This window comes from Pseudomonas sp. 2822-17, assembly GCF_002742485.1.
Lineage (GTDB): Bacteria > Pseudomonadota > Gammaproteobacteria > Pseudomonadales > Pseudomonadaceae > Aquipseudomonas > Aquipseudomonas cyclaminis.
The window spans coordinates 107,241-131,526 of the sequence record NZ_LJRZ01000392.1; the positions used below are offsets into that span (position 1 = coordinate 107,241).

Consider the following 24,286-nt stretch of genomic DNA (forward strand, 5'->3'; position numbering starts at 1 on the left):
GTGACCGAATAATAACAACTCCCACCTTAATTACCGCTGAACCCCAGGTTTTTACAGTTCATTTCGACCATCCGCCCGTCACCGCTGTCAGTCGGGCGGCGTCACAGCTATAATCTGCCGCTTTCCTCTTTGCCAAGACTCCCTGACCATGACTGAGTCCGTTCTTGACTACATGACCCGCCTGGGTCGCGCTGCCCGTCAGGCCTCGCGGTTGATCGCCCGTGCGAGCACTGCGCAGAAGAACCGTGCCCTGCTGGCTGCCGCCGATGCTCTGGATGCTTCGCGCTCCGAACTCGCCGCCGCCAACGACCTGGACCTGGCCAACGGCCGCGCCAATGGCCTGGAGCCGGCCCTGCTGGACCGCCTGGCGCTGACCCCGGCACGTATCGATGACATGATCGAAGGCTTGCGTCAGGTGGCCAAGCTGCCTGACCCCATCGGTGAAATCCGCGATATGCGTTACCTGCCGTCCGGCATCCAGGTCGGCAAGATGCGCGTGCCACTGGGCGTGATCGGCATCATCTATGAGTCGCGCCCGAACGTGACCATCGACGCCGCGAGCCTGTGCCTCAAGTCCGGCAATGCCACCATCCTGCGTGGCGGTTCCGAGGCAATCAATTCCAACCGCGCCATCGCGACGTGCATCCAGCAAGGCCTGGCCGTGGCCGAACTGCCGGCAGAAGTGGTGCAAGTGGTGGAAACCACCGACCGCGCCGCTGTTGGCGCGCTGATCACCATGCCGGAATTTGTCGACGTGATCGTGCCGCGCGGTGGCAAGAGCCTGATCGAACGTGTCAGCCGTGATGCCAAGGTGCCGGTGATCAAGCACCTGGACGGCGTATGCCACGTGTTCATCGACGTTGCTGCCGATATCGACAAGGCCATCCGCATCGCCGACAACGCCAAGACCCACCGTTACGCCCCGTGCAACACCATGGAAACCCTGCTGGTGCACGTCGGCATTGCCGATCGCGTGCTGCCGCCGCTGGCTGCCATCTACCGCGACAAGGGCGTGGAACTGCGCGGCTGCGAACGCACCCGTGCACTGTTGGGCGCGGACGTGATCGAAGCGACCGAGCTGGACTGGTACACCGAATACACGGCGCCGATCCTGTCGATCAAGATTGTCGATGACCTGGACGAGGCCATTGAACACATCAATCAATACGGCTCCAAGCACACTGACGCCATTGTCTCCGAGCATTTCAGCGATGCGCGGCGTTTCCTCAACGAAGTGGATTCCGCTTCGGTGATGATCAACGCCTCGACGCGTTTTGCCGACGGCTTCGAGTACGGCCTGGGCGCGGAGATCGGCATCTCCACCGACAAGCTCCATGCACGCGGCCCGGTTGGCCTGGAAGGGCTGACCAGCGAGAAGTACGTGGTGTTCGGCGACGGTCATGTGCGCACTTGATGGTTAAACGCATCGGGCTGCTCGGCGGTACTTTCGACCCCGTGCACATCGGCCATTTGCGCAGCGCCCTGGAAGTCGCGGATGCCCTCGCGCTGGACGAGCTGCGCGTGATGCCCAACGCGCGGCCGCCCCATCGCGATACGCCGCAGGTGTCGCCGCAACAACGTCTGGAAATGGTGCGCCTGGCGGTAGAGGGCGTATCGCCGCTGGTGGTGGACGACCGCGAACTCAAACGCGATAAACCGTCCTACACTGTCGACACCCTGGAACTGATGCGCGCCGAGTTGGCCGCAGATGACCAGTTGTTTCTGCTTTTGGGCTGGGACGCATTTTGCGGCCTGCCCTCTTGGCACCGCTGGGAGGAACTCCTCCAGCATTGCCACATCCTGGTTTTGCAACGCCCGGATGCCGACAGCGAACCGCCGGATGCCTTGCGCAACCTGCTGGCCGCGCGGTCGGTAAGTGACCCCTTGGCCCTGACCGGGCCGAACGGGAATATTGCATTCGTCTGGCAGACCCCGCTTGCGGTGTCCGCCACCCAGATCCGTCAACTGCTGGCCAGCGGGAAGTCGGTACGTTTCCTGGTGCCTGACGCGGTCCTGGCCTACATCGATGCGCACGGGCTTTACCGTGCGTCGAACTGAAAAGGCGCGCTTGAACGCACGAACAGTCGTGCAGCGAGCGCCCGAACATACGAGCAAAACGAGTTTTTTATGACGAACAAAGACGTAAGCAAAGTAAAACGCAAAGGCACGTTCAAAAGCGCCCCGCTGCCGGTTGAAGCCCACGTTGGCCCGGAACTGGCTGGCGAAGAGCTGGTAAAAGTCGCCGTTGCCGCCCTGGAAGACGTGAAGGCCCAGGACATCCAGGTCCTGGACGTGCGCGACAAGCAGAGCATCACCGACTTCATGATCATCGCCACCGGTACCTCCAACCGCCAGATCGGCGCGATGCTGGACAAGGTTCGCGAAGCCGTCAAAGCCCAAGGCGTCAAGCCACTGGGTGAAGAAGGCAAGGGCGACAGCGACTGGGTGCTGCTGGACATGGACGATGTGATCGTTCACATGATGACCTCCAACGCCCGTCAGTTCTACGACCTGGAGCGTCTGTGGAAAGGCGCCGAGCAGAGCCGTGCCGCTGATGGCAAGCACCACAGCCCGGAAGTGGGCCACGCGCACTTCGACAAGCTCAACAAAGACCAGGAATAAGGAACGGCTGTGCGCCTGCGTCTGATCGCTGTCGGTTCACGCATGCCCAAGTGGGTGGAAGAAGGCTGGCACGAGTATGCCAAGCGTCTGCCCGCTGAGCTGTCGCTGGAACTGGTGGAAATACCGCTCAACACCCGGGGCAAGAATGCCGACGTGGCGCGCTTTATCCGTCAGGAAGGCGAAGCCATGTTGGCCAAGGTCGGCCCCAATGAGCGCATCGTCACCCTCGAAGTGCACGGCAAACCCTGGAGCACCGAGCAACTGGCGGTGGAACTGGATCGCTGGCGCCTGGACTCGCGCACCGTCAACTTCATGGTCGGTGGCCCTGAAGGGCTGGCGCCGGAAGTCTGCGCGCGGGCGGACCAGCGCTGGTCGCTGTCGGCGCTGACGTTGCCGCACCCGTTGGTAAGGATTCTGATCGGTGAACAGCTGTATCGCGCCTGGACAGTCCTGTCCGGGCACCCTTACCACAAATAATCTGCGCCCCTCCCGATGACCCAGCCGATCCGCATCAAGGACCACGAGAAAGACGCACGTCTTGTACGCGCTCGGGTCGTGTTTGGTGCGATTCTGGTCGTCGGGCTGATGTGTGTGCTGATCGCCCGCCTGTATTTCCTGCAGGTGATCCAGTACGAGTATCACTCCACGCTGTCGGAAAACAACCGGGTGCATGTGCAGCCGATTCCGCCGACCCGTGGGCTGATTTTCGACCGCAATGGCGTGGTGGTCGCGGACAACCGGCCCAGCTTCAGCCTGAGCATGACCCGCGAGCGTTCCGGTGACTGGCAGCAAGTCCTCGATGTCATCGTCGAAGTCTTGCAGTTGACGCCGGAAGACCGGGTGGTCTTCGAAAAACGCATGAGGCAGGGACGTCGGCCATTCGAGCCGGTGCCGATCCTGTTCGAGCTGACCGAAGAGCAGATCGCCCGTATCGCGGTGAACCAGTTCCGTTTGCCGGGTGTGGAAGTGGTGGCACAGTTGGTGCGTCATTACCCACAGGGTGCGCACTTTGCGCATTCGGTCGGCTACATGGGACGGATCAACGAGAAAGAGCTCAAGAGCCTCGACCCGGTCAACTACAGCGGCACCCACCATATCGGCAAGACCGGCATCGAGCGTTTCTACGAGCCGGAACTGCACGGCCAGGTGGGTTACGAAGAAGTCGAGACCAACGCCCGTGGCCGCGTGTTGCGCGTGCTCAAACGCACCGATCCGATTCCCGGCAAGGACATTGTGTTGAGCCTGGACATCAAGCTGCAGGAAGCGGCGGAGATGGCATTGGGCGGGCGGCGCGGCGCCGTGGTGGCGCTGGACCCGAAAACCGGCGAAGTCCTGGCCATGGTCAGCCAGCCGAGTTTCGACCCTAACCTGTTTGTCACCGGGATCAGCTTCAAGGCCTACGCCGAGTTGCGTGACTCCATCGACCGACCGCTGTTCAACCGCGTACTGCGCGGCCTGTACCCACCGGGTTCGACTATCAAGCCCGCGGTAGCGATTGCGGGCCTGGACGCGGGTGTGGTCACGGCCTCCAGCCGTGTGTTCGACCCGGGCTACTACATGCTGCCCAACTACGATCACAAATACCGTAACTGGAACCGTACCGGTGACGGCTATGTCGACCTGGACACCGCGATCATGCGGTCCAACGACACCTATTTCTACGACCTGGCCCACAAGCTGGGCATCGACCGCTTGTCTGACTATATGGGCAAGTTCGGCCTGGGTCAGAAGGTTTCCCTGGATATGTTCGAAGAATCTCCTGGCTTGATGCCATCGCGGGAGTGGAAGCGTGCGACCCGTCGTCAGGCGTGGTTCCCGGGTGAAACCCTGATCCTCGGTATCGGCCAGGGCTATATGCAGGCCACGCCCTTGCAGTTGGCCCAGGCCACGGCGCTGGTGGCCAACAAAGGCATCTGGAACCGTCCGCACCTGGCCAAGACCATCGAAGGCGAGAAGCCGGTGGATGACAACCCGATCCCGGACATCGTGCTGCGCGACCCGTCGGACTGGACCAAGGTCAACCATGGCATGCAGCAAGTGATGCACGGCGCCCGTGGCACTGCGCGCAAGGCCGCCGTCGGCGCGCAGTACCGCATTGCCGGCAAGAGCGGTACGGCCCAGGTGGTCGCGATCAAGCAGGGCGAAAAATACGACCGCTCCAAGGTCCAGGAACGCCACCGCGACCACGCCTTGTTTGTCGGCTTTGCTCCGGCAGACGACCCGAAAATCGTCGTGGCCGTGATGGTGGAGAACGGCGAGTCCGGCTCCGGTGTTGCAGCGCCTGTAGTGCGTCAGGTGATGGACGCCTGGTTGCTGGCCGACGACGGCAGGCTCAAGCCCGAATATGGCGGCCCCCCTTCAAACACCGAGGTTACGGCCAGTGAAGAGTAATTTTGACCGCATCCTCTCCAGTGAGGATGTGATGCGTCGCCGTGCGACGTTGCTGCAGCGCATGCACATTGATGGCCCGTTGCTGATCCTGCTGCTGACCCTGGCCGCCGGCAGCCTGTTCGTGTTGTATTCGGCCAGCGGCAAGAACTGGGACTTGCTGATCAAGCAGGCGTCGTCGTTTGGCCTGGGCCTGCTGTCCATGGTGGTAATCGCCCAGCTGGAGCCGCGTTTCATGGCGCGTTGGGTGCCGCTCGGCTACGTCGCCGGGGTATTGCTGCTGGTGGTGGTGGATGTGATGGGCCACAACGCCATGGGTGCGACCCGCTGGATCAACATTCCGGGGGTGATTCGCTTCCAGCCGTCGGAATTCATGAAGATCCTGATGCCGGCCACCATCGCCTGGTACCTGTCCAAGCGCACTTTGCCGCCGCAGCTTAAACACGTGGGCATCAGCCTGATCCTGATCGGCGTACCGTTCATCCTGATCGTGCGCCAACCGGATCTCGGCACCTCGTTGCTGATCCTCGCCGGCGGTGCGTTCGTGCTGTTCATGGGTGGGTTACGCTGGCGCTGGATCCTCAGCGTGCTGGCCGCGGCCGTACCGGTGGCAGTAGCGATGTGGTTCTTCTTTATGCACGATTACCAGAAGCAACGGATCCTCACGTTTCTCGACCCGGAAAGCGACCCGCTCGGCACCGGCTGGAACATCATCCAGTCCAAGGCGGCCATCGGTTCCGGCGGCGTGTTTGGCAAGGGTTGGTTGCTGGGCACCCAGTCGCACTTGGACTTTCTGCCAGAGAGCCACACCGACTTCATTATTGCGGTGATGGGCGAAGAGTTCGGCCTGGTGGGCATCTGCGCGCTGTTGCTGATCTATTTGCTGCTGATCGGGCGTGGCCTGGTGATCACCGCACAGGCGCAGACGCTGTTCGGCAAATTGCTCGCAGGCGCCTTGACCATGACTTTTTTTGTTTACGTTTTCGTCAACATCGGTATGGTCAGTGGCCTGCTGCCGGTGGTTGGGGTGCCGTTGCCGTTCATTAGCTACGGCGGAACTTCGCTGGTGACATTGCTGTCAGCGTTTGGGGTTTTGATGTCGATTCATACGCATCGCAAGTGGATCGCACAGGTTTGAATAAGGTGAAGATGTCAATGCAAGTAATGCGCGGCTGGGCAACTCGGCATGCGTCCTGGATGGGCCTGATTGGGCTGCTGGGTGCAACGCAGGAGGCGCAGGCCGGTGACTACGATGGTTCACCTCAGGTCGCCGAATTTGTCGGTGAGATGACCCGCGACTACGGTTTCGCCGGTGAACAGCTGATGGGCGTGTTCCGCGAAGCCCAGAAAAAGCAGGCGATCCTCGACGCCATCTCCCGCCCCGCCGAACGTGTGAAGCAGTGGAAGGAATATCGCCCGATGTTCCTCACCGACGCCCGCGTGGCACGTGGTGTGGATTTCTGGCGTCAGCACGAAGCCGTGCTGGCCCGCGCCGAGCAGGAATATGGCGTGCCGGCCCAGGTGATTGTCGCGATCATCGGCATTGAAACCTTTTACGGGCGTAATACCGGCAGCTATCGGGTGATCGACGCCTTGTCGACCCTGGGCTTCGATTACCCGCCCCGCGCCGACTTCTTCCGCAAGGAGCTGCGCGAATTCCTGCTGCTGGCCCGTGAAGAGCAGGTCGATCCACTGACCCTCAAGGGCTCCTACGCCGGGGCGATGGGCTTGCCGCAGTTCATGCCGAGCAGTTTTCGCGCCTACGCCGTGGATTTCGACGGCGACGGCCACATCAATATCTGGAGCAATCCCGACGACGCCATCGGCAGCGTGGCCAGTTACTTCAAGCGCCACGGCTGGGTGGGTGGCGAGCCGGTGGTGATCCGCGCCGATGTCAGCGGGGAGCGTGCCGATGAAGGCCTCACCCAGGGCATCGAGCCGGCCAAGACGGTCGGGGAGTTGCGGGCGCTGGGCTGGTCGAGTCAGAATGCGCCACGCGATGACATGCCGGTCACGGCGTTCCGCCTGGAAGGCGAAAATGGCCCTGAATACTGGATGGGCCTGAAGAATTTCTACGCGATCACGCGTTATAACCGCAGTGTGATGTACGCCATGGCCGTGCATCAGCTGTCAGACATGCTGGTCCAAGCACGGGGCAACAAGTAATGCGGGCATCGCCGTTCAATCAACCGCTCAAGCTGGTGGCGTTCGCCGCGTTGTCCCTGCTGGTCGTCAGTTGTTCCACCAGCCGTGGCCCGGCAACCCAGAAGCCCGGCGGCACCGCCGTGCGTTCACAGCCGGGCCTGGACATCAACCGCGCCCACAAAGACGGCGCGCCGTGGTGGGATGTCGACGTGTCGAAGATTCCGGACGCCACGCCCACCCTGCACACCGGCCCGTACAAGGCCAACCCCTACACCGTGCTGGGTAAGTCCTACTTTCCGCTACAGGAATCCAAGACCTACGTGCAATCGGGCACGGCGTCCTGGTACGGCACCAAGTTCCATGGCCAGAACACGGCCAACGGCGAGGTCTATGACCTGTATGGCATGAGCGCAGCGCATAAAACCCTGCCGCTGCCTAGCTATGTACGGGTGACCAACCTGGATAACAATCGCACGGTGATCCTGCGGGTCAACGACCGTGGGCCGTTCTATTCGGACCGCATCATCGACTTGTCCTATGCCGCCGCGAAAAAACTCGGCTATGCCGAAACCGGCACCGCACGGGTCAAGGTCGAAGGCATCGACCCTGCGCAATACTGGGCTCAGCGTGGCAAGCCTGCGCCGTTGATGCTCAACGAGCCGCAGAGTGCGCAGCCGCAAGTGACGGCGTCCACCGGCAAGATCGAACAGTGGACACCGCCCCCGCAGCAGCACGCGCCGGACACGGTGGTCGTGCCCCATGCAGCGCCAGGCGCCGCGGTCGCCGGCGGGCAATACCTGCAGGTGGGCGCTTTCGCCAACCCGGATGCGGCAGAACTGTTAAGGTCCAAGCTCAGCGGCATGGTCAACGCACCGGTCTTTATCAGCTCCATCGTGCGTAACCAGCAGACCCTGCACCGCGTGCGCATGGGCCCGATCGGCTCCCCGAGCGAAGTCGCGCAAGTACAGAACAGCGTGCGCCTGGCCAACCTGGGGCAACCCAGCGTGGTCACCGCCGAGTAACAAAGGATTGATGGCCCAGGCCCGTACGCGGGTTTGGGCCGTGGTTGTTGGCTCGTTGAACAATAAAAACCCAGGGGCAAGGGGTGAGCGGGCAACCGAACACGTGACAGTCTGGTAGCGGGCTGTCTGAATAAGTTTTGCCCGCGAGGGCAAGTTTCCATAAGCAATTTCGAGAGACGGATGAACATCACCACCTTAGCCAAACGCACGTGCCTGCTTATCTCGCTGATCATCACCCCGGCCGCCTGGGCGGTTGAAATGGTGCCGGCTTCACCGCAACTGGCCGCCAAGGCCTGGGTCCTGATGGACGCTGCCAGCGGCAACGTGCTGGTCGAGAGCAACGGTGACCAACGCCTGCCACCGGCCAGCCTGACCAAGCTGATGACCGCCTACATCGCGACCCTGGAAATCCGTCGCGGCCAGATCGGTGAGAACGACCCGGTGACCGTCAGCGAAAACGCCTGGCGGACCGGCGGCTCGCGCATGTTCATCAAGGTGGGCTCGCAAGTCACCGTGAGCGACCTGCTGCACGGCATCATCATCCAGTCCGGTAACGACGCCAGCGTAGCCTTGGCCGAGCACATCGCCGGCAGCGAAGACGCGTTCGCCGACATGATGAACAAAACCGTGGCCGACCTGGGCATGACCAACAGCCACTTCATGAACCCGACCGGCCTGCCGAACCCAGAGCACTATTCGTCGGCTCACGACATGGCGATCCTGGCGCGCGCGATCATTCGTGTCGACCCGGTGCACTACGCGATCTACTCCCAGAAGGAGTTCTTCTGGAACAACATCAAGCAGCCTAACCGCAACCTGCTGCTGTGGCGTGACAAGACCGTCGATGGCCTGAAAACCGGTCACACCGACGAAGCCGGCTACTGCATGGTGTCGTCCGCCGTACGTGATGGCCAGCGCCTGATCGCCGTCGTGTTCGGTACCAACAGTGAGCAGGCCCGTGCGGCCGAGACGCAAAAACTGCTGACCTACGGTTTCCGCTTCTTCGAAACCCAGACCTTCTACCAGAAGGGTGCTGAACTGGCGACCGCACCGGTATGGAAAGGCGCGACTTCCCAGGTCAAGGCCGGCCTGGCTGAAGACCTGACCCTGACCATGCCTAAAGGCCAGCTGAAAAAGCTCGCTGCCAGCATGACCATGAACCCCCAATTGGTTGCCCCAATCGCCAAGGGCGACGTGATCGGTAAAGTCGAAGTGAAACTGGACGACAAGGTGGTGCACAGCGCCGACCTGATCGCGCTGGACGCTGTCGACGAAGGTGGTATCTTCCGCCGCGTGTGGGATAGCATCCGTCTATTCTTCTACGGCTTGTTCAACTGATTGTGTGCACCTGCAAAGCCCCGCGTTGATCCGACGGCGGGGCTTTGCTGTCGCCACGGCTTACCGCTTACGAGGCCGTTACGCCATGACCGATAAAGAAGTAAAGGCGCCAAAGATCGAATTCCCAGTGACGGACTATCCCGTCAAGGTGATCAGCGATACCGGTGTAGGCAACAAAGACAAGATCATCGATATCGTGCGTAAACACGCGACGATCAACGATAACCGGGTGGACGAACGTTCCAGCACCAACGGTAAATACACCACGATCCAGTTGCACATCGTTGCGACTGATCAAGACCAGCTCTACAACATCAACAGTGAACTGCGGGCCACCGGCTTCGTGCACATGGTGCTGTGATGTCACAGGTCCTGGGCTTTCGCGAGCTCGGCCAGATGGCCTACGAGCCTGTCTGGCACGCCATGCAGCGGTTCACCAACGAGCGCGGCACCTCAGCCCCCGATGAGGTCTGGCTGGTGGAACACCCGCCGGTGTTCACCCAGGGCCAGGCCGGCAAGGCCGAGCATTTGTTGCTGCCGGGAGATATTCCGGTGGTGCAGGTCGACCGAGGTGGCCAAGTGACTTACCATGGCCCCGGTCAACTGGTCGCTTATCTCTTGCTGGATGTGCGCAAGCTGGGATTTGGCGTGCGCGATCTGGTCAGCCGTATAGAGGCTTGCCTGATCGAGCTGCTGGCCAGTTATGGCGTGACCGCTGCGGCCAAGCCTGATGCTCCTGGCGTGTATGTGGAGGGCGCGAAAATCGCCTCCCTGGGGCTGCGCATTCGTCACGGATGTTCCTTTCATGGCCTGGCCTTGAACGTGGACATGGACCTGGCGCCGTTCCGGCGGATCAACCCGTGCGGCTACGCCGGGTTGGCGATGACCCAGTTGAGCGAACACGCCACACCGATTAAATTTGCCGAGGTAAGTGCCCGGCTGCGCGCGCAGCTCGTCAAACACCTCGACTATGCTGAGCAGACGACCCTTACGGGCGGAATCGACTGATTATGACTACTGATGCAGTGCAAACCATGATCCCGACGCTGGACGTCACCGAACGTCCGGCCCCGGCCCCGCGTGCCAAGGTGGAAGCCGGCGTCAAGCTGCGCGGCGCCGAGAAGGTTGCACGCATCCCGGTGAAGATCATTCCGACTACCGAACTGCCGAAGAAACCCGACTGGATCCGCGTGCGCATCCCGGTTTCGCCGGAAGTCGACCGTATCAAGGCCCTGCTGCGCAAACACAAGCTGCACAGCGTGTGCGAAGAAGCGTCCTGCCCGAACCTGGGCGAGTGCTTCTCTGGCGGCACCGCCACCTTCATGATCATGGGTGACATCTGCACCCGTCGTTGCCCGTTCTGCGACGTCGGCCACGGTCGTCCGAAGCCACTGGACGTCAACGAACCGGAAAGCCTGGCCATCGCCATCGCCGACCTGAAACTCAAATACGTAGTGATCACCTCGGTAGACCGCGACGACCTGCGTGACGGCGGCGCCCAGCACTTTGCCGACTGCATCCGCGAAATCCGCAAGCTGTCGCCGAACGTGATGCTCGAAACCCTGGTTCCGGACTACCGTGGCCGGATGGACGTGGCGCTGGAAATCACCGCCGCCGAGCCGCCGGATGTGTTCAACCACAACCTGGAAACCGTGCCACGCCTGTACAAGGCTGCGCGTCCGGGTTCGGACTACCAGTGGTCGCTGACCCTGCTGCAGAAATTCAAGCAGATGATGCCGCACATCCCGACCAAGTCCGGCCTGATGCTGGGCCTGGGCGAAACCGACGAAGAAGTCATCGAAGTCATGAAGCGCATGCGCGAACACGACATCGACATGCTGACCCTGGGCCAGTACCTGCAACCGTCGCGCAGCCACTTGCCGGTACAACGTTTCGTGCACCCGGACGTCTTCGCCTGGTTCGCCGAGGAAGGCTACAAGATGGGTTTCAAGAACGTCGCCTCCGGCCCGCTGGTTCGTTCTTCGTACCACGCTGATGAGCAGGCCAAGCTGGTCAAGGCAAGCCTGGTCTCGTAATACAGATGTGGGAGGGGGCTTGCCCCCGATTGCGGTGTGTCAGTCGCTACCTGTGCTGGCTGATCCACCGCTATCGGGGGCAAACCCCCTCCCACATTTTTTTGCGCGTTAACTAGGGAGAGTTGTGTATGACTGCAGCCGTTCCAGCCCTTCGTTCCGAAGGCACCATCGCCCTGATCGCCCCCGCCGGCCCCGCCGCATTGGACGTTGAAAAGGCCGGGCAATGGATGCGCACGCGCGGCTACGACCTGCGAATTTTCCCCGGCGTCTATGAGCGCGACGGCTACCTCGCCGGTAGCGATAAAGTCCGCCTCAACGATCTGCACGCCGCCTTCGCCAATCCCGATATCGATGCCATCTTCTGCCTGCGCGGCGGCTATGGCACGCCACGATTGCTGGACGCGCTCGACTTCGACCTGATCCGCGCCAACCCCAAGCCGTTTGTAGGCTATAGCGACATCACCGCCCTGCATCTGGCGATCAACCGTTACGCTGGCTTCGTGACCTTCCACGGCCCGATGCTCAATGCCGACCTGCTCGGTAACAAGAAGCCACCGACCGAGTCCTCCCTGTTCAGCCTGCTGCGTGGTCAGCTCGGCGCTGGCAGCGTGCTTGCACACCCGGTGGCCTTCCCGCTGACCACCATCGCGCCTGGCATCGCCTGTGGGCGCTTGCTGGGGGGCAACCTGTCGATGATCGCGGCGGTGATGGGCACGCCTTTCGAGCTGGACGCTGAAGGCATCATCCTGTTTATCGAGGACGTCAACGAACCGATCTACCGTATCGACCGCTTACTCACGCACCTGCGCCTGGCGGGCAAGCTGGCCCTGGTCGCCGGTGTGCTGGTCGGGGATGTGGCGGGGGTGGATAACGCTGCGCTGGAGCGCTTGCTGACGCAGACCTTCGAACCTTTGGGCATTCCAGTATTGTCCGGCTGGCGCAGCGGGCATTGCGATCCGAACCTGACGCTGCCGATGGGTGCATTGGTGCGGCTGGATGCGGGGGAAAAGCGGGTGGTGTTGGAGCAGGATGTGGTGTTCAAAACCTGAATCTGTGGGTGGCTGCTCAACCGCAATCGGTGGCAAGCACCCTCCCACACTTGAATGTATTCACAAATCAAAATGTGGGAGGGGGCTTGCCCCCGATTGCTTTAGTCGCCATACGCAGATCTAGCGGTTTTGCAGGGACTCCAGCAACTTCACGGTCGGATACCCGTCCGCCGGCCAGCCCAGCGCCTGCTGCGCCGCACGAATCGCCTTGCGGGTGTTGGCGCCGATAATCCCATCCGGGTTGCCCGCGTCGTAGCCATTGGCATTCAACGCCGTCTGCAAATCCATACGCTGGGAGCGACTCAGCGGCAGCTCATCTTTTGGCCATTCGCCACGAATCACGCCACCGCCCCCAAACCGTTCCGACAGCAGGCCAACCGCCAGCGCATAGGACGACGAGTTGTTGTACTTGAGGATCGCGCGGAAGTTATCCAGCACCAGGAACGCCGGGCCGCGATAGCCCGCAGGCAGCAGCAGGGCGGCGGAGAGCTCGTCGACATTGGCCGGCATGCTCGCGCCCGGCGGTAACTGGACCCCCAGTTTCAGCCACTCGGCGACGGTCTTGCGGGTGCCGCCATCGGCCAAGGCGTAATCGAAGTTCGCCGGCAGTTGTTTGAGCTCGAACCCCCACGGCTGGCCTTTCTGCCAACCGGAGCTTTGCAGGTAGTGCGCGGTGGAGGCGAGGGCGTCGGCCGGGCTGTTCCAAATATCGCGGCGACCGTCGCCATCGAAGTCCACGGCATGGGTGTTGTAGGTGGTCGGGATGAATTGGGTCTGGCCCATGGCGCCGGCCCAGGAGCCTTTCATCTGGTCGGCCTGGATATCGCCGTGCTGGATGATCTGCAGAGCCGCCAGCAATTGCGCCTGGGCAAAGGCCGGGCGCCGGCCTTCGTAGGCCAGGGTCGCCAGGGAGCGGATTACCGAGTTGTTGCCCTGGAACTGGCCGAAGTTACTCTCCATGCCCCACACCGAGACGAGCGCCTGGCGGTCGACGCCATAGCGTTGTTCGATACTTTGCAGGATATCGGCGTACTTGATCAGCAGCGCCTGGCCATTGCGCACGCGCAGTGGCGACAGAGCGCCGTCGATGTATTCCCACACCGGGCGGGAAAACTCCGGCTGGCTGCGGTCGGCACGGATCACCGCCATGTCCGGGGTGACATTGGCGAACGCATTGTCGAACACGGCGGCGGTAATGCCGGCCTGCAGGGCTTGTGCGCGGAAGCCGGCCTGCCATTCGGCGAAGGTCTGGGTCGGTTGGATGTCGAGGTTATCCACGGCCAGCGGGGCCACGACAGCGGGCGCTACCACGGGTGCGGTCTGGAGTTTGGGCAGGGGTTGAGCGTCGGCGGCGGTGGGTTTTTCCGCGCAGGCGACAAGCAGAATGAGGCTGGAGGCAGCGATCAATTGGCGAAGGTGCCAATGACGGGAAAGACGAGAGGGCATGCACAGGTCCAGGGATTACAAATCAGACACAGACCTTATCATGCCGGAGGGGCGCTTGCCTTCAGGCAGCCAGAAAGTAAGAAGCCTCCCAGCTATTAGACTGGAAGGCTTCGCGGCGGTAGCTGCCTTTGCCCTTGCCGGCGCGTTCCTGACGGGCGCGGAACAGTGGCTGGGCGATGATGGATTTGGCCTTGTTGGGGCCATGCTTGGATGGCTTTTTGCTCATGGTCTTGACTCTCTTGGGGGAGGGAAGCGGTGCAAATAATCTGCCGAAGTTCGGTCGCTGTAAAGCCCATCAATTGTAAGCGCAATCAAAAGCGTGGGAGGGGCTTGCCGCCTCCCATATTGGTTTTGCAGTGTTTTTAACAGAGGGGCTATTCGGCGGGAAGTGTCAGGCGTTGGCCGGCCATCAACAGCGACAAGCGACTGAGGCTCATCCACGGCGAACCGGCTGCCTGGCCTTTGATCTGCGCATCAATGCGCTGCGCCTCAAGCAACAGCTGCGCCCAGCGTTGCGCTGTGTGCCGTTGCAGGGCCTTGCTCATCAGAGGTTTGCGCTTGTCCCACACTGGCGGCCGGGCCTGGCTGAAACACTTGTCCAGCGGTGTGCCCTGGCTGTATTGCAGGGCAATATTGGCCAAGACCCGCAGCTCACGGGCCAGGGCCCAGAGAATCACCGGCGGCTCCACCCCTTCGCCGCGCAGACCTTCGAGCATGCGCAAGGCGTGGGCGGGTTCGCCGTTGAGGATTGCATCCACCAGTCCAAACACGTCAAAACGCGCGCTGTCTGCCACGGCACCTTGAACGGTCTCGACAGTGATCTGTCCGTCTTCGGCCATCAGCTTGAGTTTCTCGATCTCCTGGGCGGCGGCAAGCAAGTTGCCTTCGACCCGAGCGGCGATCAACTCTACGGCGTCTTGCGTTGCAGACAACCCTGATTGAGACAGGCGCTGGCGAATCCACTGTGGCAACTGATTGCTGTCCACCGGCCAGATCTGGATGAACTGGGTCTGAGCCCCTTCTACCAGGGCCTTGCCCCATTTGGTCTTCTGCGCACTGCCGTCGAGTTTGGGCAGGCTGATCAGCAAGACCGTGTCCTCAGCGGGCCGCGAGCAGTATTCCATCAACGCCGCAGCGCCCTTGTCGCCGGGCTTGCCCGAGGGCAGGCGCAGTTCCAGCAGGCGTTTTTCGGCGAACAGCGACATGCTCGCACCGGCCTGCAGCAGCGTGCCCCAGTCAAAGCTGGCGTCGGCACTGAAGACCTGGCGTTCATCAAAGCCCTGCTGGCGGGCGGCGGTACGGATGGCGTCGGCAGCTTCCTGGCACAGCAACGGGTCATCACCGCTGACGATGTAGACAGGCGCGAGGCTACCTTGCAGGTGTTTGGCGAGTTGGGCGGGGGCGAGTTTCATAGGCAGGTAGAGCGGGGCGCCTGGGGCGCCCCGTTCGGCTTACTCGGCAGGTACTTCAACAGGCGACTGTTTCGGCGTGTTGTCTTCGTACTCTTTTGCGGCTTTAAGTGCGTCGGCGTCAGCCTTGGCCTTGTTGTCAGCAGCTTGCTGCAAGGTTTCCAGCTGTTGCGGGGTCAGCATCGACAGGCGCAGGACCATGCGTTGCACCAGATCCCGACGCATTTCCTGGCGCACCTGGGTGATTTCGGCGTCCGAACCTACCAGGTTGTTGCCGTCGTGGCTGACGATTTTCTGCACCTGGATGTTGTCACCCATCAATGGCAGGTGATCACGGCCCTGGACTTCAAAGCTCAGTACGGTGCTCAGTTCGATATCGGACGCACGGCCGGCGCTGGCGTAGCTCAGGTTGCGCTGGGTTTCTTTCTCGTTCGCCAGGAACAGCTTGTAGGTTGCGCCGGTGTAGACGTGGACACCGTTGTTTTCCAGGACCTGGCGCAGCTGGGTCACGGTTTCGCTGTAAGCGTCGCGTGCGCTGACATCCAGTTCCTTGATCGTCAGTTCATTGGTTCCGGTGCCGCGCAGCTGGAAGCCGCAAGCGCTCAGTAGCACGGCAAGGCCCATAACCAGCAGATTGCGTTTGATCATTTTGTTGCTCCCCTTGAAACCATGTGGGCCTTATCGAGGCCCTGAAGGCTTTGTTCGGCGCAGGGCTCAAGCCCTGCGCCCGATCCGATTAGCTAGCGACGATATTGACCAGTTTGCCAGGCACCACGATCACTTTGCGGATCGTCAGGCCTTCGGTAAAGCGCAGCACGTTCTCGTTGACGCGTGCGGCGGCTTCGACTTCTTCACGGCTGGCAGTGGCCGGCATGTCGATCTGGCCACGCAGTTTGCCGTTGACCTGGATCACCAGTTGCAGCGTGTCCTGTACCAGCGCGCTGTCATCCTGCACCGGCCAGCGCGCATCGATGACCGCGTCGCTGTGGCCCAGACGGCTCCACAGGTCGTGGCTGATGTGCGGGGTGATCGGCGCGAGCAGCAGGGTGACTGTTTCCAGGCCTTCCTGTACCAGGGCGCGGTCCTGTTCGGTCACTTGCGGGGCTTTTTCCAGCACGTTCATCAGCGTCATCACCTGGGCGATGGCGGTGTTGAACTTGTGGTTCTGGCCCACATCATGGCTGGCTTGCTTGATGGCCAGGTGGGTGCTGCGGCGGATGAGTTTCTGCTCGTCGCTCAAGGATGCCACGTCCAGCTTGCCCGGCAGGCCTTGGCTGACATGGGCGTGAGCCAGGCGCCAGACACGCTTGAGGAAGCGGTGCGAGCCTTCGACGCCGGAGTCGGACCATTCGGCGCTCATGTCAGGCGGCGAGGCGAACATCATGAACAAACGGCAGGTGTCGGCGCCGAACTGGTCGATCATCGACTGTGGGTCGACGCCGTTGTTCTTCGACTTGGCCATTTTCTCGGTACCGCCGATTTCCACCGGCAGGCCGTCGGCGATCAGCTTGGCGCTGATGACCTTGGCTTTGCTGTCACGCTCAAGCTCGACGTCAGCCGGGTTGAACCAGGTGTAGGCGCCATTGGCTTCGCGGCGATAGTAAGTCTCGGCGATCACCATGCCCTGGGTCAGCAGGTTCTTGAACGGCTCGTTGGAACTCACCAGGCCTTCGTCGCGCATCAGCTTGTGGAAGAAGCGCGCATACAACAGGTGGAGAATGGCGTGTTCGATACCGCCAATGTACTGATCCACCGGCAACCAGTGGTCGGCTGCGGATTTTTCCACCAGGCCGCCCTCGTAGTGAGGCGAGGCGTAGCGGGCGTAGTACCACGAGGACTCGACGAAGGTGTCCATGGTGTCGGTTTCACGCTTGGCCTGGGCGCCGCATTTCGGGCAGCTGCACGCGTAGAACTCGGGCATGCGCGCCAGCGGCGAACCGGCGCCATCCGGCACCACGTCTTCGGGCAGTACGACCGGCAGTTGGTCTTCCGGTACCGGCACGTCACCGCAGGTATCGCAGTGGATGATCGGGATCGGGCAGCCCCAGTAGCGCTGGCGGCTGATGCCCCAGTCGCGCAGGCGGAACTGGGTGCGCGAGGCGCCGAGGTTCTTCTTGATCAGTGCGACTTCGATGGCGTCGAAGGCGCCCTGGAAGTCCAGGCCGTCGAATTCACCGGAATTGATCAGTGTGCCGTGTTCGTTGTAAGCGTCCTGCCAAGGCGTCGGGGTGGTGTCACCGGCGCTGGTACGCACGACGGGCTTGATCGGCAGGTTGTATTTGACGGCGAACTCGAAATCGCGCTCGTCGTGGGCCGGCACAGCCATTACCGCGCCGTCGCCGTAATGCATCAGCACATAGTTGGCGACCCACACCGGCAGTTTTTCGCCGGTCAGCGGGTGCTCGACGAACAGCGAGGTCGGCAGGCCTTTTTTCTCTTGGGTGGCGACGTCGGCTTCGGCCACGCTGCCGCCTTTGCATTCGGCAATGAACGCCTGCAGTTCAGGATTGTTCTGTGCGGCCAGGGTGGCCAGCGGGTGTTCGGCGGCCACGGCGACGTAAGTCGCTCCCATTAAAGTGTCCGGACGGGTGGTGAAGACTTTGAGCGCGCCCGCTTCGCCGATGGAATCGACGTTGTACGGGAACTGCACTTCCATGCCCTTGGACTTGCCGATCCAGTTGCGCTGCATGGTCTTGACCTGTTCAGGCCAGCCCGGCAGATCGTCGAGGCTCGACAGGAGCTCATCCGCGTAGGCGGTGATCTTGAAGTAGTACATCGGGATCTGGCGCTTCTCGATCACCGCGCCGGAACGCCAGCCGCGACCGTCGATGACTTGTTCGTTGGCCAGCACGGTCTGGTCAATCGGGTCCCAGTTCACGGTACCGTTCTTGCGGTAGATCACGCCTTTTTCGAACAGGCGAGTGAACAGCCATTGTTCCCAGCGGTAGTAATCCGGCTTGCAGGTGGTCACTTCGCGGGACCAGTCCACCGCCAGGCCCAGGCTGCGCAGCTGGGTCTTCATGTAGGCGATGTTTTCGTAGGTCCACTTGGCGGGAGCCACGTTGTTTTTCATCGCGGCGTTTTCTGCCGGCATGCCGAAGGCGTCCCAACCCATGGGTTGCAGAACGTTTTTGCCGAGCATGCGCTGGTAGCGGGAAATCACGTCGCCGATGGTGTAGTTGCGCACATGCCCCATGTGTAGCTTGCCGCTGGGGTAAGGGAACATCGACAGGCAGTAGAAAGTTTCCTTGCCCGGCTGTTCACTGACTTCAAAGGACTTTTGCTCGTCCCAGAAGGTTTGGGCGGCATTTTCTATTTCACGGGGCTGATATTGTTCGTGCATGGCTACTTTTGAACTGGATAGGGGTGGCCTAATCCTCTTCGGTGCAACGTTCAGGTTGTTCGACACCAAAAAGCGGCGCGTCCGTGCCCAAACCCTGCGGGAAGTGGAGTTACAGGAAGCGCCGTAGCATACATGACCCCACTCTATCGAGGGAAACCCTGATTGCGCAGCCGAGGCCGTCTGTCGCGGCGCCGGGCAGGCGTAGCTACGGGGGCTACGCTGTTTATTGGGGAGCAAGTCTTTCTTCAATGAGGTGAGGGGATGGTTGAATCGCAGCGAATCGCAACGAAACCGGAAGTCTACGAAGGACTGATCGACCGATTGGGTCGTGCATTGGATGCAGCGAGAACAGCGGGCCGATTGCGTGATGAACGGCCTGTCGAGTTGGAACTGCGCGGGTTGAGCCGTGCAGAGCTGGAACTGATCAAGGCTTATTTGGAACGCAACAAGCGCAGTGCGCCCCCTTGGGTGGCAACCCCGCCAGCCCAGGAGCCTACGCACTCTGCCAAGGTGGTGTGGCTCAAGGACTTGCCGGCCGGTCGTGGCCCGGAAACATTCCGGTCCGCCCGCTACAAGTAGTTCACTCCCCGCAGAACCACACCACTGCGCTATGTCACTGTAGAGATTGTCGCTAAACCCCGTTACACCTTAGGCTTCGGGCATCTATGGAGATGCCCGATGCCTATTCGTTATTTCATCAAACAACTGCTCCTGCCCCCCGGCATTCTCTTGCTGCTGCTGGCCCTTGCCTGGTGGTTTCGTCGCAGCCGTCCACGTTTGGCCGGATGTTGCTTCGCCTTGGGCTTGGGCGGCATGTGGTTGATCAGCCTGCCGGTGGTGGTGGAGTGGGGCGCGCGCGCTCTGGAAACCTCACCGCCCTTGGCTCGTGAAGACTGGTCGACGTTGGCCCAGCGCGCCGATGCCATCGTGGTACTGGGCTCGGGGCGTGAGCGCGGGGACCCCGCATGGGGCACTGACCAGCCTACCGGTATCGGCCTGGAGCGCCAGCGGTATGCCGCCCGATTGGCCAAGGCGTCCGGCCTGCCGGTGCTCACCACCGGTGGATTGCACTACGGCACGCCGCCCAGCGAAGCTGAGCTGATGGCGGTGTCGATGCAGGATGATTTCGGCGTGGCGGTACGCTGGAAGGAAGAGCGCAGCCGCACCACCTGGGAGAATGCGCAAATGAGTGCCGAGATTCTACTGCCCGAGGGGATCAAGCGCGTGGTCGTGGTGACACAGGCCTGGCACATGCCGCGTTCAGTGTGGAGTTTTGAAAAGGCCGGTTTTACCGTGGTGCCGGCGCCCGTGGGCTTCCTTGGCGTGGACAACGCCCGGCCGCTGGGCGGCTGGATGCCGGAGTTCAAGTCGGTGTGGCAGAGCGGGCAGTTGATCAATGAAGCGGTGGGGCAGGTGGGGTATCGGCTGTTCTATCAATAACACCGTAAGTCAAAAATGTGGGAGGGGCTTGCCCCCTCCCACATTTGTTTCGGTGTTGGTCTGTTAGACGGTTTTCGACATGCGGGCCGCGAGCAACGCCCAACCAAACAGCATCAGGCACACGATGATCAGCGGCCACGAGCGCCATTGCAGGTACGGCGTGAGGTTATGCATCGGCACCACTTCCCCGTAGAGAATGCCGCGTTCGAATTGCGGGATCTGCACGGTGATCTGGCCATACGGATTAATCAGCCCGGTCACGCCATTGTTGGTGGCGCGGATCATCCAGCGCCCCGCTTCCAGCGCGCGCATCTGCGCCATTTGCAGGTGCTGCAATGGGCCGATGGAGCGGCCAAACCAGGTGTCATTGCTGATGGTCAGCAGCAGATCGCTCTGGGCCGACAGGCCGGCGGCAAATTCCGGGTACACCACTTCGTAGCAAATAAACGGCGCTATCTGATAGCCCTTGGCCTGCAACATCGCCTGGTCGGCGGGGCCGCGAGCGAAGTCCGACATTGGCAGGTCGAAGAAGGCAATCAGTCCGCGCAGCACGTCTTGCAGCGGAACGTACTCGCCAAAGGGCACGAGCTTCTGCTTGAGGTAAGTCCCATCACCTTCGCCCACCACGGTAATCCCGTTGAAGTAGCGCTTCTGGTGGTGCACTTCCTGGCGAATCGGTACGCCGGTGATCAGCGCGGTGTGCCGGTCGGCCGCGAACTTGCCCATCATGCCCAGGTAACCCTCGACGGATTCCTTGAGCACCGGCACCGCCGTTTCCGGCCACACCAGTAAATCGACGGGCTTGGAGCTGAAACTCATGTCACGGTACAGCGCCAACTGCGCGGTGAGCTGCTCCGGATCCCATTTCATGCTTTGTTCGATGTTGCCCTGGATGGCGGCCACGGTCAGCGGCGCGCCGGACGGAGCCGTCCAGGCGTGATGCTTGAGCGCCAGTCCGATGGCCCAGGGGGCGACCAGCAACACCAGCCCTGCGCCGATAAAGGCATTGCGCTTGCCCGCCAACAGGCGCGGCAGGTTGCACAACAGGGCTGCAGTCAGCGCAAGCGCGAAGGAAATCAGCCACATCCCGCCGATGGGCGCCAGGCCTGTCAGGGGGCCATCGAGCTGGCTGTAACCGGAGTACAGCCACGGGAAACCGGTGAGGAACCATCCGCGAAAGGCTTCCTGGCCGACCCACAATGCGGCAAACGTGAGCGCGTCCGCCAACGGCGCTTCATTGCGGCGCAGCCAGCGCGCCCACAGCCAGGCGGGCAGGGCGAAGAACCAGGCAATGGCGGCGGTGAACAGCAGCATCAAGAACCCCGCCAGCAGCACCGAAGCGCCGCCGAAGTGGTGGATGCTGTAGTAGATCCAGCTGGTCCCTGCGCCGAACAGACCGAAACCGAAACACCAGCCACGGCCCAGGGCCTGGCGGGGTGTCAGTTCCCGCAGGCCGATATAAAACACTGCGACTGCGACCAGTGCAAACGGCCACAGATCGAACGGCGCCAGCGCCAGGGTGGTGATGGCGCCGGCCACCACGGCCAGCAAGTTACCGGGCCAGCCGGGTGCGATCAAACGGCGCATGTCAGTCCTTAGCGGGCAATCGGAGTCAGGCGGATCAAGTGGATACGACGGCTGTCCGCATTCAGGATGCGGAAGCGATACGCGCCGATCTCAGTGGTCTCGTTACGTTTTGGCAGGTGGCCAAACGCACTCATCACCAGGCCGCCAACGGTATCGAACTCATCATCGGAGAATTCGCTGTCGAAGAACTCGTTGAAGTTCTCGATCGGTGTCAGGGCCTTGACCAGGAAGTCACCGCTCGGCAGCGGCTTGATGTAGCTGTCTTCTTCGACGTCGTGCTCGTCTTCGATGTCGCCGACGATCTGTTCCAGCACGTCCTCGATGGTCACCAGGCCAGCCACGCCGCCGTATTCGTCGATCACAATGGCCATGTGGTTGTGGTTGGCGCGAAACTCGCGCAGCAGCACATTCAGGCGCTTGGATTCGGGCACGAAGGTGGCCGGACGCAGCAGGTCCTTGATGTTGAAGCTGTCGCCGTTCTCCTTGAGGATCAGCGGCAGCAGGTCCTTGGCCAGCAGGACGCCCATGACGTCGTCATGGCTTTCACCGATGACCGGGTAGCGCGAGTGCGCCGAGTCGATCACGGCCGGGAGGAATTCCCGTGGGGTCTGGGTCGCCTTGATGCTGATCATCTGCGAGCGCGGGACCATGATGTCCCGGACTTGCAGGTCAGCCACCTGGATGGCGCCTTCGACGATGGCCAGCGCTTCGCTGTCCAGCAACTTGTTCTGGTGGGCCTCGCGCAGCAGCTCCAGCAGCTCCTGGCGGTTTTTCGGCTCGTGGGCAAAAGCCTGGGTCAGTTTACCCAGCCATGACTTTTGCCCGTTGCTCGATCGGTCTTCGCTCATAGCGATTACTCTAAATCCTTTGTTGTGTCAGTTAGGTTTCGTCGTCTGCATACGGATCAGGGTGACCCAATTCGGCAAGCAACGTTTGTTCCAGTGTTTCCATTTCCTCGGCTTCGTCATCGTCTATATGGTCGTAACCCAAGAGATGCAAGCAGCCGTGGATGACTAGATGAGCCCAGTGGGCTTCAAGTTCCTTGTCTTGTTCCTTCGCCTCGCGCTCAACCACCTCGACGCAGATCACCAGATCGCCCAGCAACGGGATATCCAGCAGCTCGTCGGGGACGTCGGCGGGGAAGGACAGCACGTTGGTTGCGTAGTCTTTCTGGCGCCAGGTGTGGTTCAGTTCGCGGCCTTCGGGCTCGTCCACCAGACGGATGGTCAGTTCCGAGTCGGCAGTGCGCTGGCGCAGGGCCAGCTCGCACCATTGGCGGAACTGGTCTTCGCTGGGGGCAGGCGCGTCGGTGGCCAGTTGCAGGTCAAGCTCAAGCATCGCGGCGAACGTCCTTTGACAGTCCATCGTCGCGGTGTTCGAAGCGCTCGTAGGCTTCGACAATGCGCTGCACCAACGGGTGGCGTACCACGTCCTTGGGCATGAAGTGCGTGAAGCTGATGCCCGGCACGTCCTTGAGTACCTCGATCACCTGGCCCAGGCCGGACTTGGTGCCCTTGGGCAGGTCGACCTGGGTGATGTCGCCGGTGATTACGGCGGTAGAGCCGAAACCGATACGGGTGAGGAACATCTTCATCTGCTCGACGGTGGTGTTCTGGCTTTCGTCGAGGATGATGAAACTGTTGTTCAAGGTGCGACCGCGCATGTAGGCCAGCGGGGCGATCTCGATCACCTGGCGCTCGATCAGCTTGGCCACGTATTCAAAACCAAGCATCTCGTACAGCGCGTCATACAGCGGGCGCAGGTACGGATCGATCTTCTGGGCCAGGTCGCCGGGCAGGAAGCCGAGTTTTTCACCCGCTTCAACCGCCGGGCGCACCAGCAGGATGCGGCGCACTTGCTCGCGCTCCAGGGCGTCGACCGCACAGGCCACGGCCAGGTAGGTCTTGCCGGTGCCGGCCGGGCCGATGCCGAAGTTGATGTCGTTGCCGAGGATTTCCTTGACGTACTTCTGCTGATTCAGGCCGCGTGGGCGAATCATGCCTTTTTTGGTACGCAAGGCCACGCTGGCTTCGGCCACAGGGTTGTTGGCCAGGTCTTCTACAGCGGACTCTTGCAAGTACAGGTGCACCGTTTCCGGTGACAGTTCACTGCCCTTGGTCTCGCGATAGAGGCGACGCAGCAGGTTTTCTGCAGACGTGGTGTGTTGGGGTTCACCAATAAGCTCGAACTGATTGCCGCGATTGCGGATTTCGATGCTCAGGCGTTGTTCGATCAGGCGCAGGTGCTCGTCGAACTGTCCGCACAGATTGGCGAAACGGCGAGCCTCAAAGGGCTCAAGGATAAAACGATGGGGTTCTACTATGGGTGCGTTCAAGGTCGCTTTTAGCCGCCCTTTGGCAATTGAGGTGAAAGAGAGAATAACGCCAGAGGCGCGGGTACGAAAGCACTTACGTCATCGGAATGTGCACGTTTCAAATGTGGGAGGGGGCTTGGCCCCCGA

Annotated in this window: 24 protein-coding genes; 15 read left to right on the plus strand and 9 right to left on the minus strand. The window is 61.6% G+C overall.

Features of this window, described 5'->3' with window-relative positions:
• Positions 1 to 148 precede the first annotated feature (148 nt).
• The 13 genes from AOA60_RS12445 to AOA60_RS12505 all read left to right on the plus strand — a co-directional run bounded on the left by AOA60_RS12445 (position 149) and on the right by AOA60_RS12505 (position 12,600).
• Positions 149 to 1,414 (plus strand): glutamate-5-semialdehyde dehydrogenase, encoded by a 1,266-nt coding sequence (locus AOA60_RS12445; RefSeq protein WP_099584668.1) that lies wholly within the window; start codon positions 149 to 151, stop codon positions 1,412 to 1,414.
• Positions 1,414 to 2,058 (plus strand): nicotinate-nucleotide adenylyltransferase, encoded by a 645-nt coding sequence (nadD, locus tag AOA60_RS12450; RefSeq protein WP_099584669.1) that lies wholly within the window; start codon positions 1,414 to 1,416, stop codon positions 2,056 to 2,058. The genes AOA60_RS12445 and nadD overlap by 1 nt, the downstream gene beginning before the upstream one ends.
• Positions 2,059 to 2,127: 69 nt before the next feature.
• A complete protein-coding gene (rsfS, locus tag AOA60_RS12455; RefSeq protein WP_003176298.1) occupies positions 2,128 to 2,622 on the plus strand; it encodes a ribosome silencing factor in 495 nt (164 codons plus the stop codon).
• A 9-nt stretch (positions 2,623 to 2,631) separates the two neighbouring features.
• Positions 2,632 to 3,099 carry a 23S rRNA (pseudouridine(1915)-N(3))-methyltransferase RlmH gene (rlmH, locus tag AOA60_RS12460; RefSeq protein WP_003176297.1) on the plus strand — a complete coding sequence of 156 codons (468 nt, stop codon included), beginning with the start codon at positions 2,632 to 2,634 and terminating at the stop codon, positions 3,097 to 3,099.
• A 15-nt stretch (positions 3,100 to 3,114) separates the two neighbouring features.
• Entirely contained in the window at positions 3,115 to 5,013 is a 1,899-nt protein-coding gene (mrdA, locus tag AOA60_RS12465; RefSeq protein ID WP_099584670.1) for a penicillin-binding protein 2, read from the plus strand.
• A gap of 31 nt (positions 5,014 to 5,044) precedes the next feature.
• Complete coding sequence (gene rodA, locus AOA60_RS12470) at positions 5,045 to 6,148, plus strand: rod shape-determining protein RodA (protein WP_042570827.1); 1,104 nt, start codon at positions 5,045 to 5,047, stop codon at positions 6,146 to 6,148.
• Between the two features lie 17 nt (positions 6,149 to 6,165).
• Complete coding sequence (gene mltB / locus AOA60_RS12475) at positions 6,166 to 7,176, plus strand: lytic murein transglycosylase B (protein WP_032884595.1); 1,011 nt, start codon at positions 6,166 to 6,168, stop codon at positions 7,174 to 7,176.
• Positions 7,176 to 8,177: a septal ring lytic transglycosylase RlpA family protein gene (locus AOA60_RS12480; RefSeq protein WP_099584671.1), complete on the plus strand. Its 1,002-nt coding sequence runs from the start codon at positions 7,176 to 7,178 to the stop codon at positions 8,175 to 8,177. The genes mltB and AOA60_RS12480 overlap by 1 nt, the downstream gene beginning before the upstream one ends.
• Positions 8,178 to 8,357: 180 nt before the next feature.
• Complete coding sequence (locus tag AOA60_RS12485; RefSeq protein ID WP_099584672.1) at positions 8,358 to 9,515, plus strand: D-alanyl-D-alanine carboxypeptidase family protein; 1,158 nt, start codon at positions 8,358 to 8,360, stop codon at positions 9,513 to 9,515.
• Between the two features lie 85 nt (positions 9,516 to 9,600).
• Positions 9,601 to 9,876, plus strand: coding sequence for a DUF493 domain-containing protein (locus AOA60_RS12490; protein ID WP_099584673.1), 276 nt, complete (start codon positions 9,601 to 9,603; stop codon positions 9,874 to 9,876).
• Positions 9,876 to 10,523 (plus strand): lipoyl(octanoyl) transferase LipB, encoded by a 648-nt coding sequence (gene lipB, locus AOA60_RS12495; protein ID WP_099584674.1) that lies wholly within the window; start codon positions 9,876 to 9,878, stop codon positions 10,521 to 10,523. Before AOA60_RS12490 ends, lipB begins: the two co-directional genes overlap by 1 nt.
• Before the next feature lie 26 nt (positions 10,524 to 10,549).
• A complete protein-coding gene (gene lipA / locus AOA60_RS12500) occupies positions 10,550 to 11,551 on the plus strand; it encodes a lipoyl synthase (protein WP_160385010.1) in 1,002 nt (333 codons plus the stop codon).
• A 128-nt stretch (positions 11,552 to 11,679) separates the two neighbouring features.
• Positions 11,680 to 12,600, plus strand: coding sequence for an LD-carboxypeptidase (locus AOA60_RS12505; protein WP_099584675.1), 921 nt, complete (start codon positions 11,680 to 11,682; stop codon positions 12,598 to 12,600).
• 120 nt (positions 12,601 to 12,720) lie between these two features.
• Here the strand turns inward: AOA60_RS12505 and AOA60_RS12510 are convergent, their stop codons facing one another.
• From AOA60_RS12510 to leuS, 5 genes are all read right to left on the minus strand, one after another.
• The gene (locus AOA60_RS12510) at positions 12,721 to 14,046 is read right to left on the minus strand and encodes a lytic murein transglycosylase (protein WP_099584676.1); all 1,326 of its coding nucleotides are present in this window, start codon (positions 14,044 to 14,046) and stop codon (positions 12,721 to 12,723) included.
• 61 nt (positions 14,047 to 14,107) lie between these two features.
• The gene (gene arfA / locus AOA60_RS12515) at positions 14,108 to 14,272 is read right to left on the minus strand and encodes an alternative ribosome rescue factor ArfA (protein WP_099584677.1); all 165 of its coding nucleotides are present in this window, start codon (positions 14,270 to 14,272) and stop codon (positions 14,108 to 14,110) included.
• Positions 14,273 to 14,420: 148 nt separating this feature from the next.
• Positions 14,421 to 15,458: a DNA polymerase III subunit delta gene (holA, locus tag AOA60_RS12520; RefSeq protein ID WP_099584678.1), complete on the minus strand. Its 1,038-nt coding sequence runs from the start codon at positions 15,456 to 15,458 to the stop codon at positions 14,421 to 14,423.
• A 39-nt stretch (positions 15,459 to 15,497) separates the two neighbouring features.
• Positions 15,498 to 16,103, minus strand: a complete 606-nt coding sequence (gene lptE, locus AOA60_RS12525; protein WP_099584679.1) for an LPS assembly lipoprotein LptE — start codon at positions 16,101 to 16,103, stop codon at positions 15,498 to 15,500.
• Positions 16,104 to 16,191: 88 nt separating this feature from the next.
• Positions 16,192 to 18,798, minus strand: a complete 2,607-nt coding sequence (gene leuS / locus AOA60_RS12530; protein WP_099584680.1) for a leucine--tRNA ligase — start codon at positions 18,796 to 18,798, stop codon at positions 16,192 to 16,194.
• Positions 18,799 to 19,059: 261 nt separating this feature from the next.
• Between leuS and AOA60_RS12535 the strand changes: the two genes are divergently transcribed.
• Both AOA60_RS12535 and AOA60_RS12540 read left to right on the plus strand, forming a co-directional pair.
• A complete protein-coding gene (locus tag AOA60_RS12535; RefSeq protein ID WP_099584681.1) occupies positions 19,060 to 19,377 on the plus strand; it encodes a hypothetical protein in 318 nt (105 codons plus the stop codon).
• 99 nt (positions 19,378 to 19,476) lie between these two features.
• Positions 19,477 to 20,238, plus strand: coding sequence for a YdcF family protein (locus AOA60_RS12540; RefSeq protein WP_099584682.1), 762 nt, complete (start codon positions 19,477 to 19,479; stop codon positions 20,236 to 20,238).
• 63 nt (positions 20,239 to 20,301) lie between these two features.
• Here the strand turns inward: AOA60_RS12540 and lnt are convergent, their stop codons facing one another.
• Genes lnt through AOA60_RS12560 form a run of 4 tightly spaced genes read right to left on the minus strand, consistent with a single transcriptional unit; the run spans position 20,302 to position 24,160 of the window.
• The gene (gene lnt, locus AOA60_RS12545; protein ID WP_099584683.1) at positions 20,302 to 21,825 is read right to left on the minus strand and encodes an apolipoprotein N-acyltransferase; all 1,524 of its coding nucleotides are present in this window, start codon (positions 21,823 to 21,825) and stop codon (positions 20,302 to 20,304) included.
• Positions 21,826 to 21,833: 8 nt separating this feature from the next.
• Positions 21,834 to 22,673: an HlyC/CorC family transporter gene (locus AOA60_RS12550; protein ID WP_005791724.1), complete on the minus strand. Its 840-nt coding sequence runs from the start codon at positions 22,671 to 22,673 to the stop codon at positions 21,834 to 21,836.
• Between the two features lie 31 nt (positions 22,674 to 22,704).
• Complete coding sequence (gene ybeY, locus AOA60_RS12555) at positions 22,705 to 23,163, minus strand: rRNA maturation RNase YbeY (RefSeq protein ID WP_099584684.1); 459 nt, start codon at positions 23,161 to 23,163, stop codon at positions 22,705 to 22,707.
• Entirely contained in the window at positions 23,156 to 24,160 is a 1,005-nt protein-coding gene (locus AOA60_RS12560; RefSeq protein WP_069673128.1) for a PhoH family protein, read from the minus strand. The genes ybeY and AOA60_RS12560 overlap by 8 nt, the downstream gene beginning before the upstream one ends.
• Positions 24,161 to 24,286 lie beyond the last annotated feature (126 nt).

What these genes read in the sequence shown, in the direction of transcription:
- AOA60_RS12445 (WP_099584668.1), top strand. Translation starts at nt 149, where the DNA reads ATGACTGAGTCCGTTCTTGACTACATGACCCGCCTGGGTCGCGCTGCC.
- nadD (WP_099584669.1), top strand. Translation starts at nt 1,414, where the DNA reads ATGGTTAAACGCATCGGGCTGCTCGGCGGTACTTTCGACCCCGTGCAC.
- rsfS (WP_003176298.1), top strand. Translation starts at nt 2,128, where the DNA reads ATGACGAACAAAGACGTAAGCAAAGTAAAACGCAAAGGCACGTTCAAA.
- mrdA (WP_099584670.1), top strand. Translation starts at nt 3,115, where the DNA reads ATGACCCAGCCGATCCGCATCAAGGACCACGAGAAAGACGCACGTCTT.
- rodA (WP_042570827.1), top strand. Translation starts at nt 5,045, where the DNA reads ATGCGTCGCCGTGCGACGTTGCTGCAGCGCATGCACATTGATGGCCCG.
- mltB (WP_032884595.1), top strand. Translation starts at nt 6,166, where the DNA reads ATGCAAGTAATGCGCGGCTGGGCAACTCGGCATGCGTCCTGGATGGGC.
- AOA60_RS12480 (WP_099584671.1), top strand. Translation starts at nt 7,176, where the DNA reads ATGCGGGCATCGCCGTTCAATCAACCGCTCAAGCTGGTGGCGTTCGCC.
- AOA60_RS12485 (WP_099584672.1), top strand. Translation starts at nt 8,358, where the DNA reads ATGAACATCACCACCTTAGCCAAACGCACGTGCCTGCTTATCTCGCTG.
- AOA60_RS12490 (WP_099584673.1), top strand. Translation starts at nt 9,601, where the DNA reads ATGACCGATAAAGAAGTAAAGGCGCCAAAGATCGAATTCCCAGTGACG.
- lipB (WP_099584674.1), top strand. Translation starts at nt 9,876, where the DNA reads ATGTCACAGGTCCTGGGCTTTCGCGAGCTCGGCCAGATGGCCTACGAG.
- lipA (WP_160385010.1), top strand. Translation starts at nt 10,550, where the DNA reads ATGATCCCGACGCTGGACGTCACCGAACGTCCGGCCCCGGCCCCGCGT.
- AOA60_RS12505 (WP_099584675.1), top strand. Translation starts at nt 11,680, where the DNA reads ATGACTGCAGCCGTTCCAGCCCTTCGTTCCGAAGGCACCATCGCCCTG.
- AOA60_RS12510 (WP_099584676.1), bottom strand. Translation starts at nt 14,046, where the DNA reads ATGCCCTCTCGTCTTTCCCGTCATTGGCACCTTCGCCAATTGATCGCT.
- arfA (WP_099584677.1), bottom strand. Translation starts at nt 14,272, where the DNA reads ATGAGCAAAAAGCCATCCAAGCATGGCCCCAACAAGGCCAAATCCATC.
- holA (WP_099584678.1), bottom strand. Translation starts at nt 15,458, where the DNA reads ATGAAACTCGCCCCCGCCCAACTCGCCAAACACCTGCAAGGTAGCCTC.
- lptE (WP_099584679.1), bottom strand. Translation starts at nt 16,103, where the DNA reads ATGATCAAACGCAATCTGCTGGTTATGGGCCTTGCCGTGCTACTGAGC.
- leuS (WP_099584680.1), bottom strand. Translation starts at nt 18,798, where the DNA reads ATGCACGAACAATATCAGCCCCGTGAAATAGAAAATGCCGCCCAAACC.
- AOA60_RS12535 (WP_099584681.1), top strand. Translation starts at nt 19,060, where the DNA reads ATGGTTGAATCGCAGCGAATCGCAACGAAACCGGAAGTCTACGAAGGA.
- AOA60_RS12540 (WP_099584682.1), top strand. Translation starts at nt 19,477, where the DNA reads ATGCCTATTCGTTATTTCATCAAACAACTGCTCCTGCCCCCCGGCATT.
- lnt (WP_099584683.1), bottom strand. Translation starts at nt 21,825, where the DNA reads ATGCGCCGTTTGATCGCACCCGGCTGGCCCGGTAACTTGCTGGCCGTG.
- AOA60_RS12550 (WP_005791724.1), bottom strand. Translation starts at nt 22,673, where the DNA reads ATGAGCGAAGACCGATCGAGCAACGGGCAAAAGTCATGGCTGGGTAAA.
- ybeY (WP_099584684.1), bottom strand. Translation starts at nt 23,163, where the DNA reads ATGCTTGAGCTTGACCTGCAACTGGCCACCGACGCGCCTGCCCCCAGC.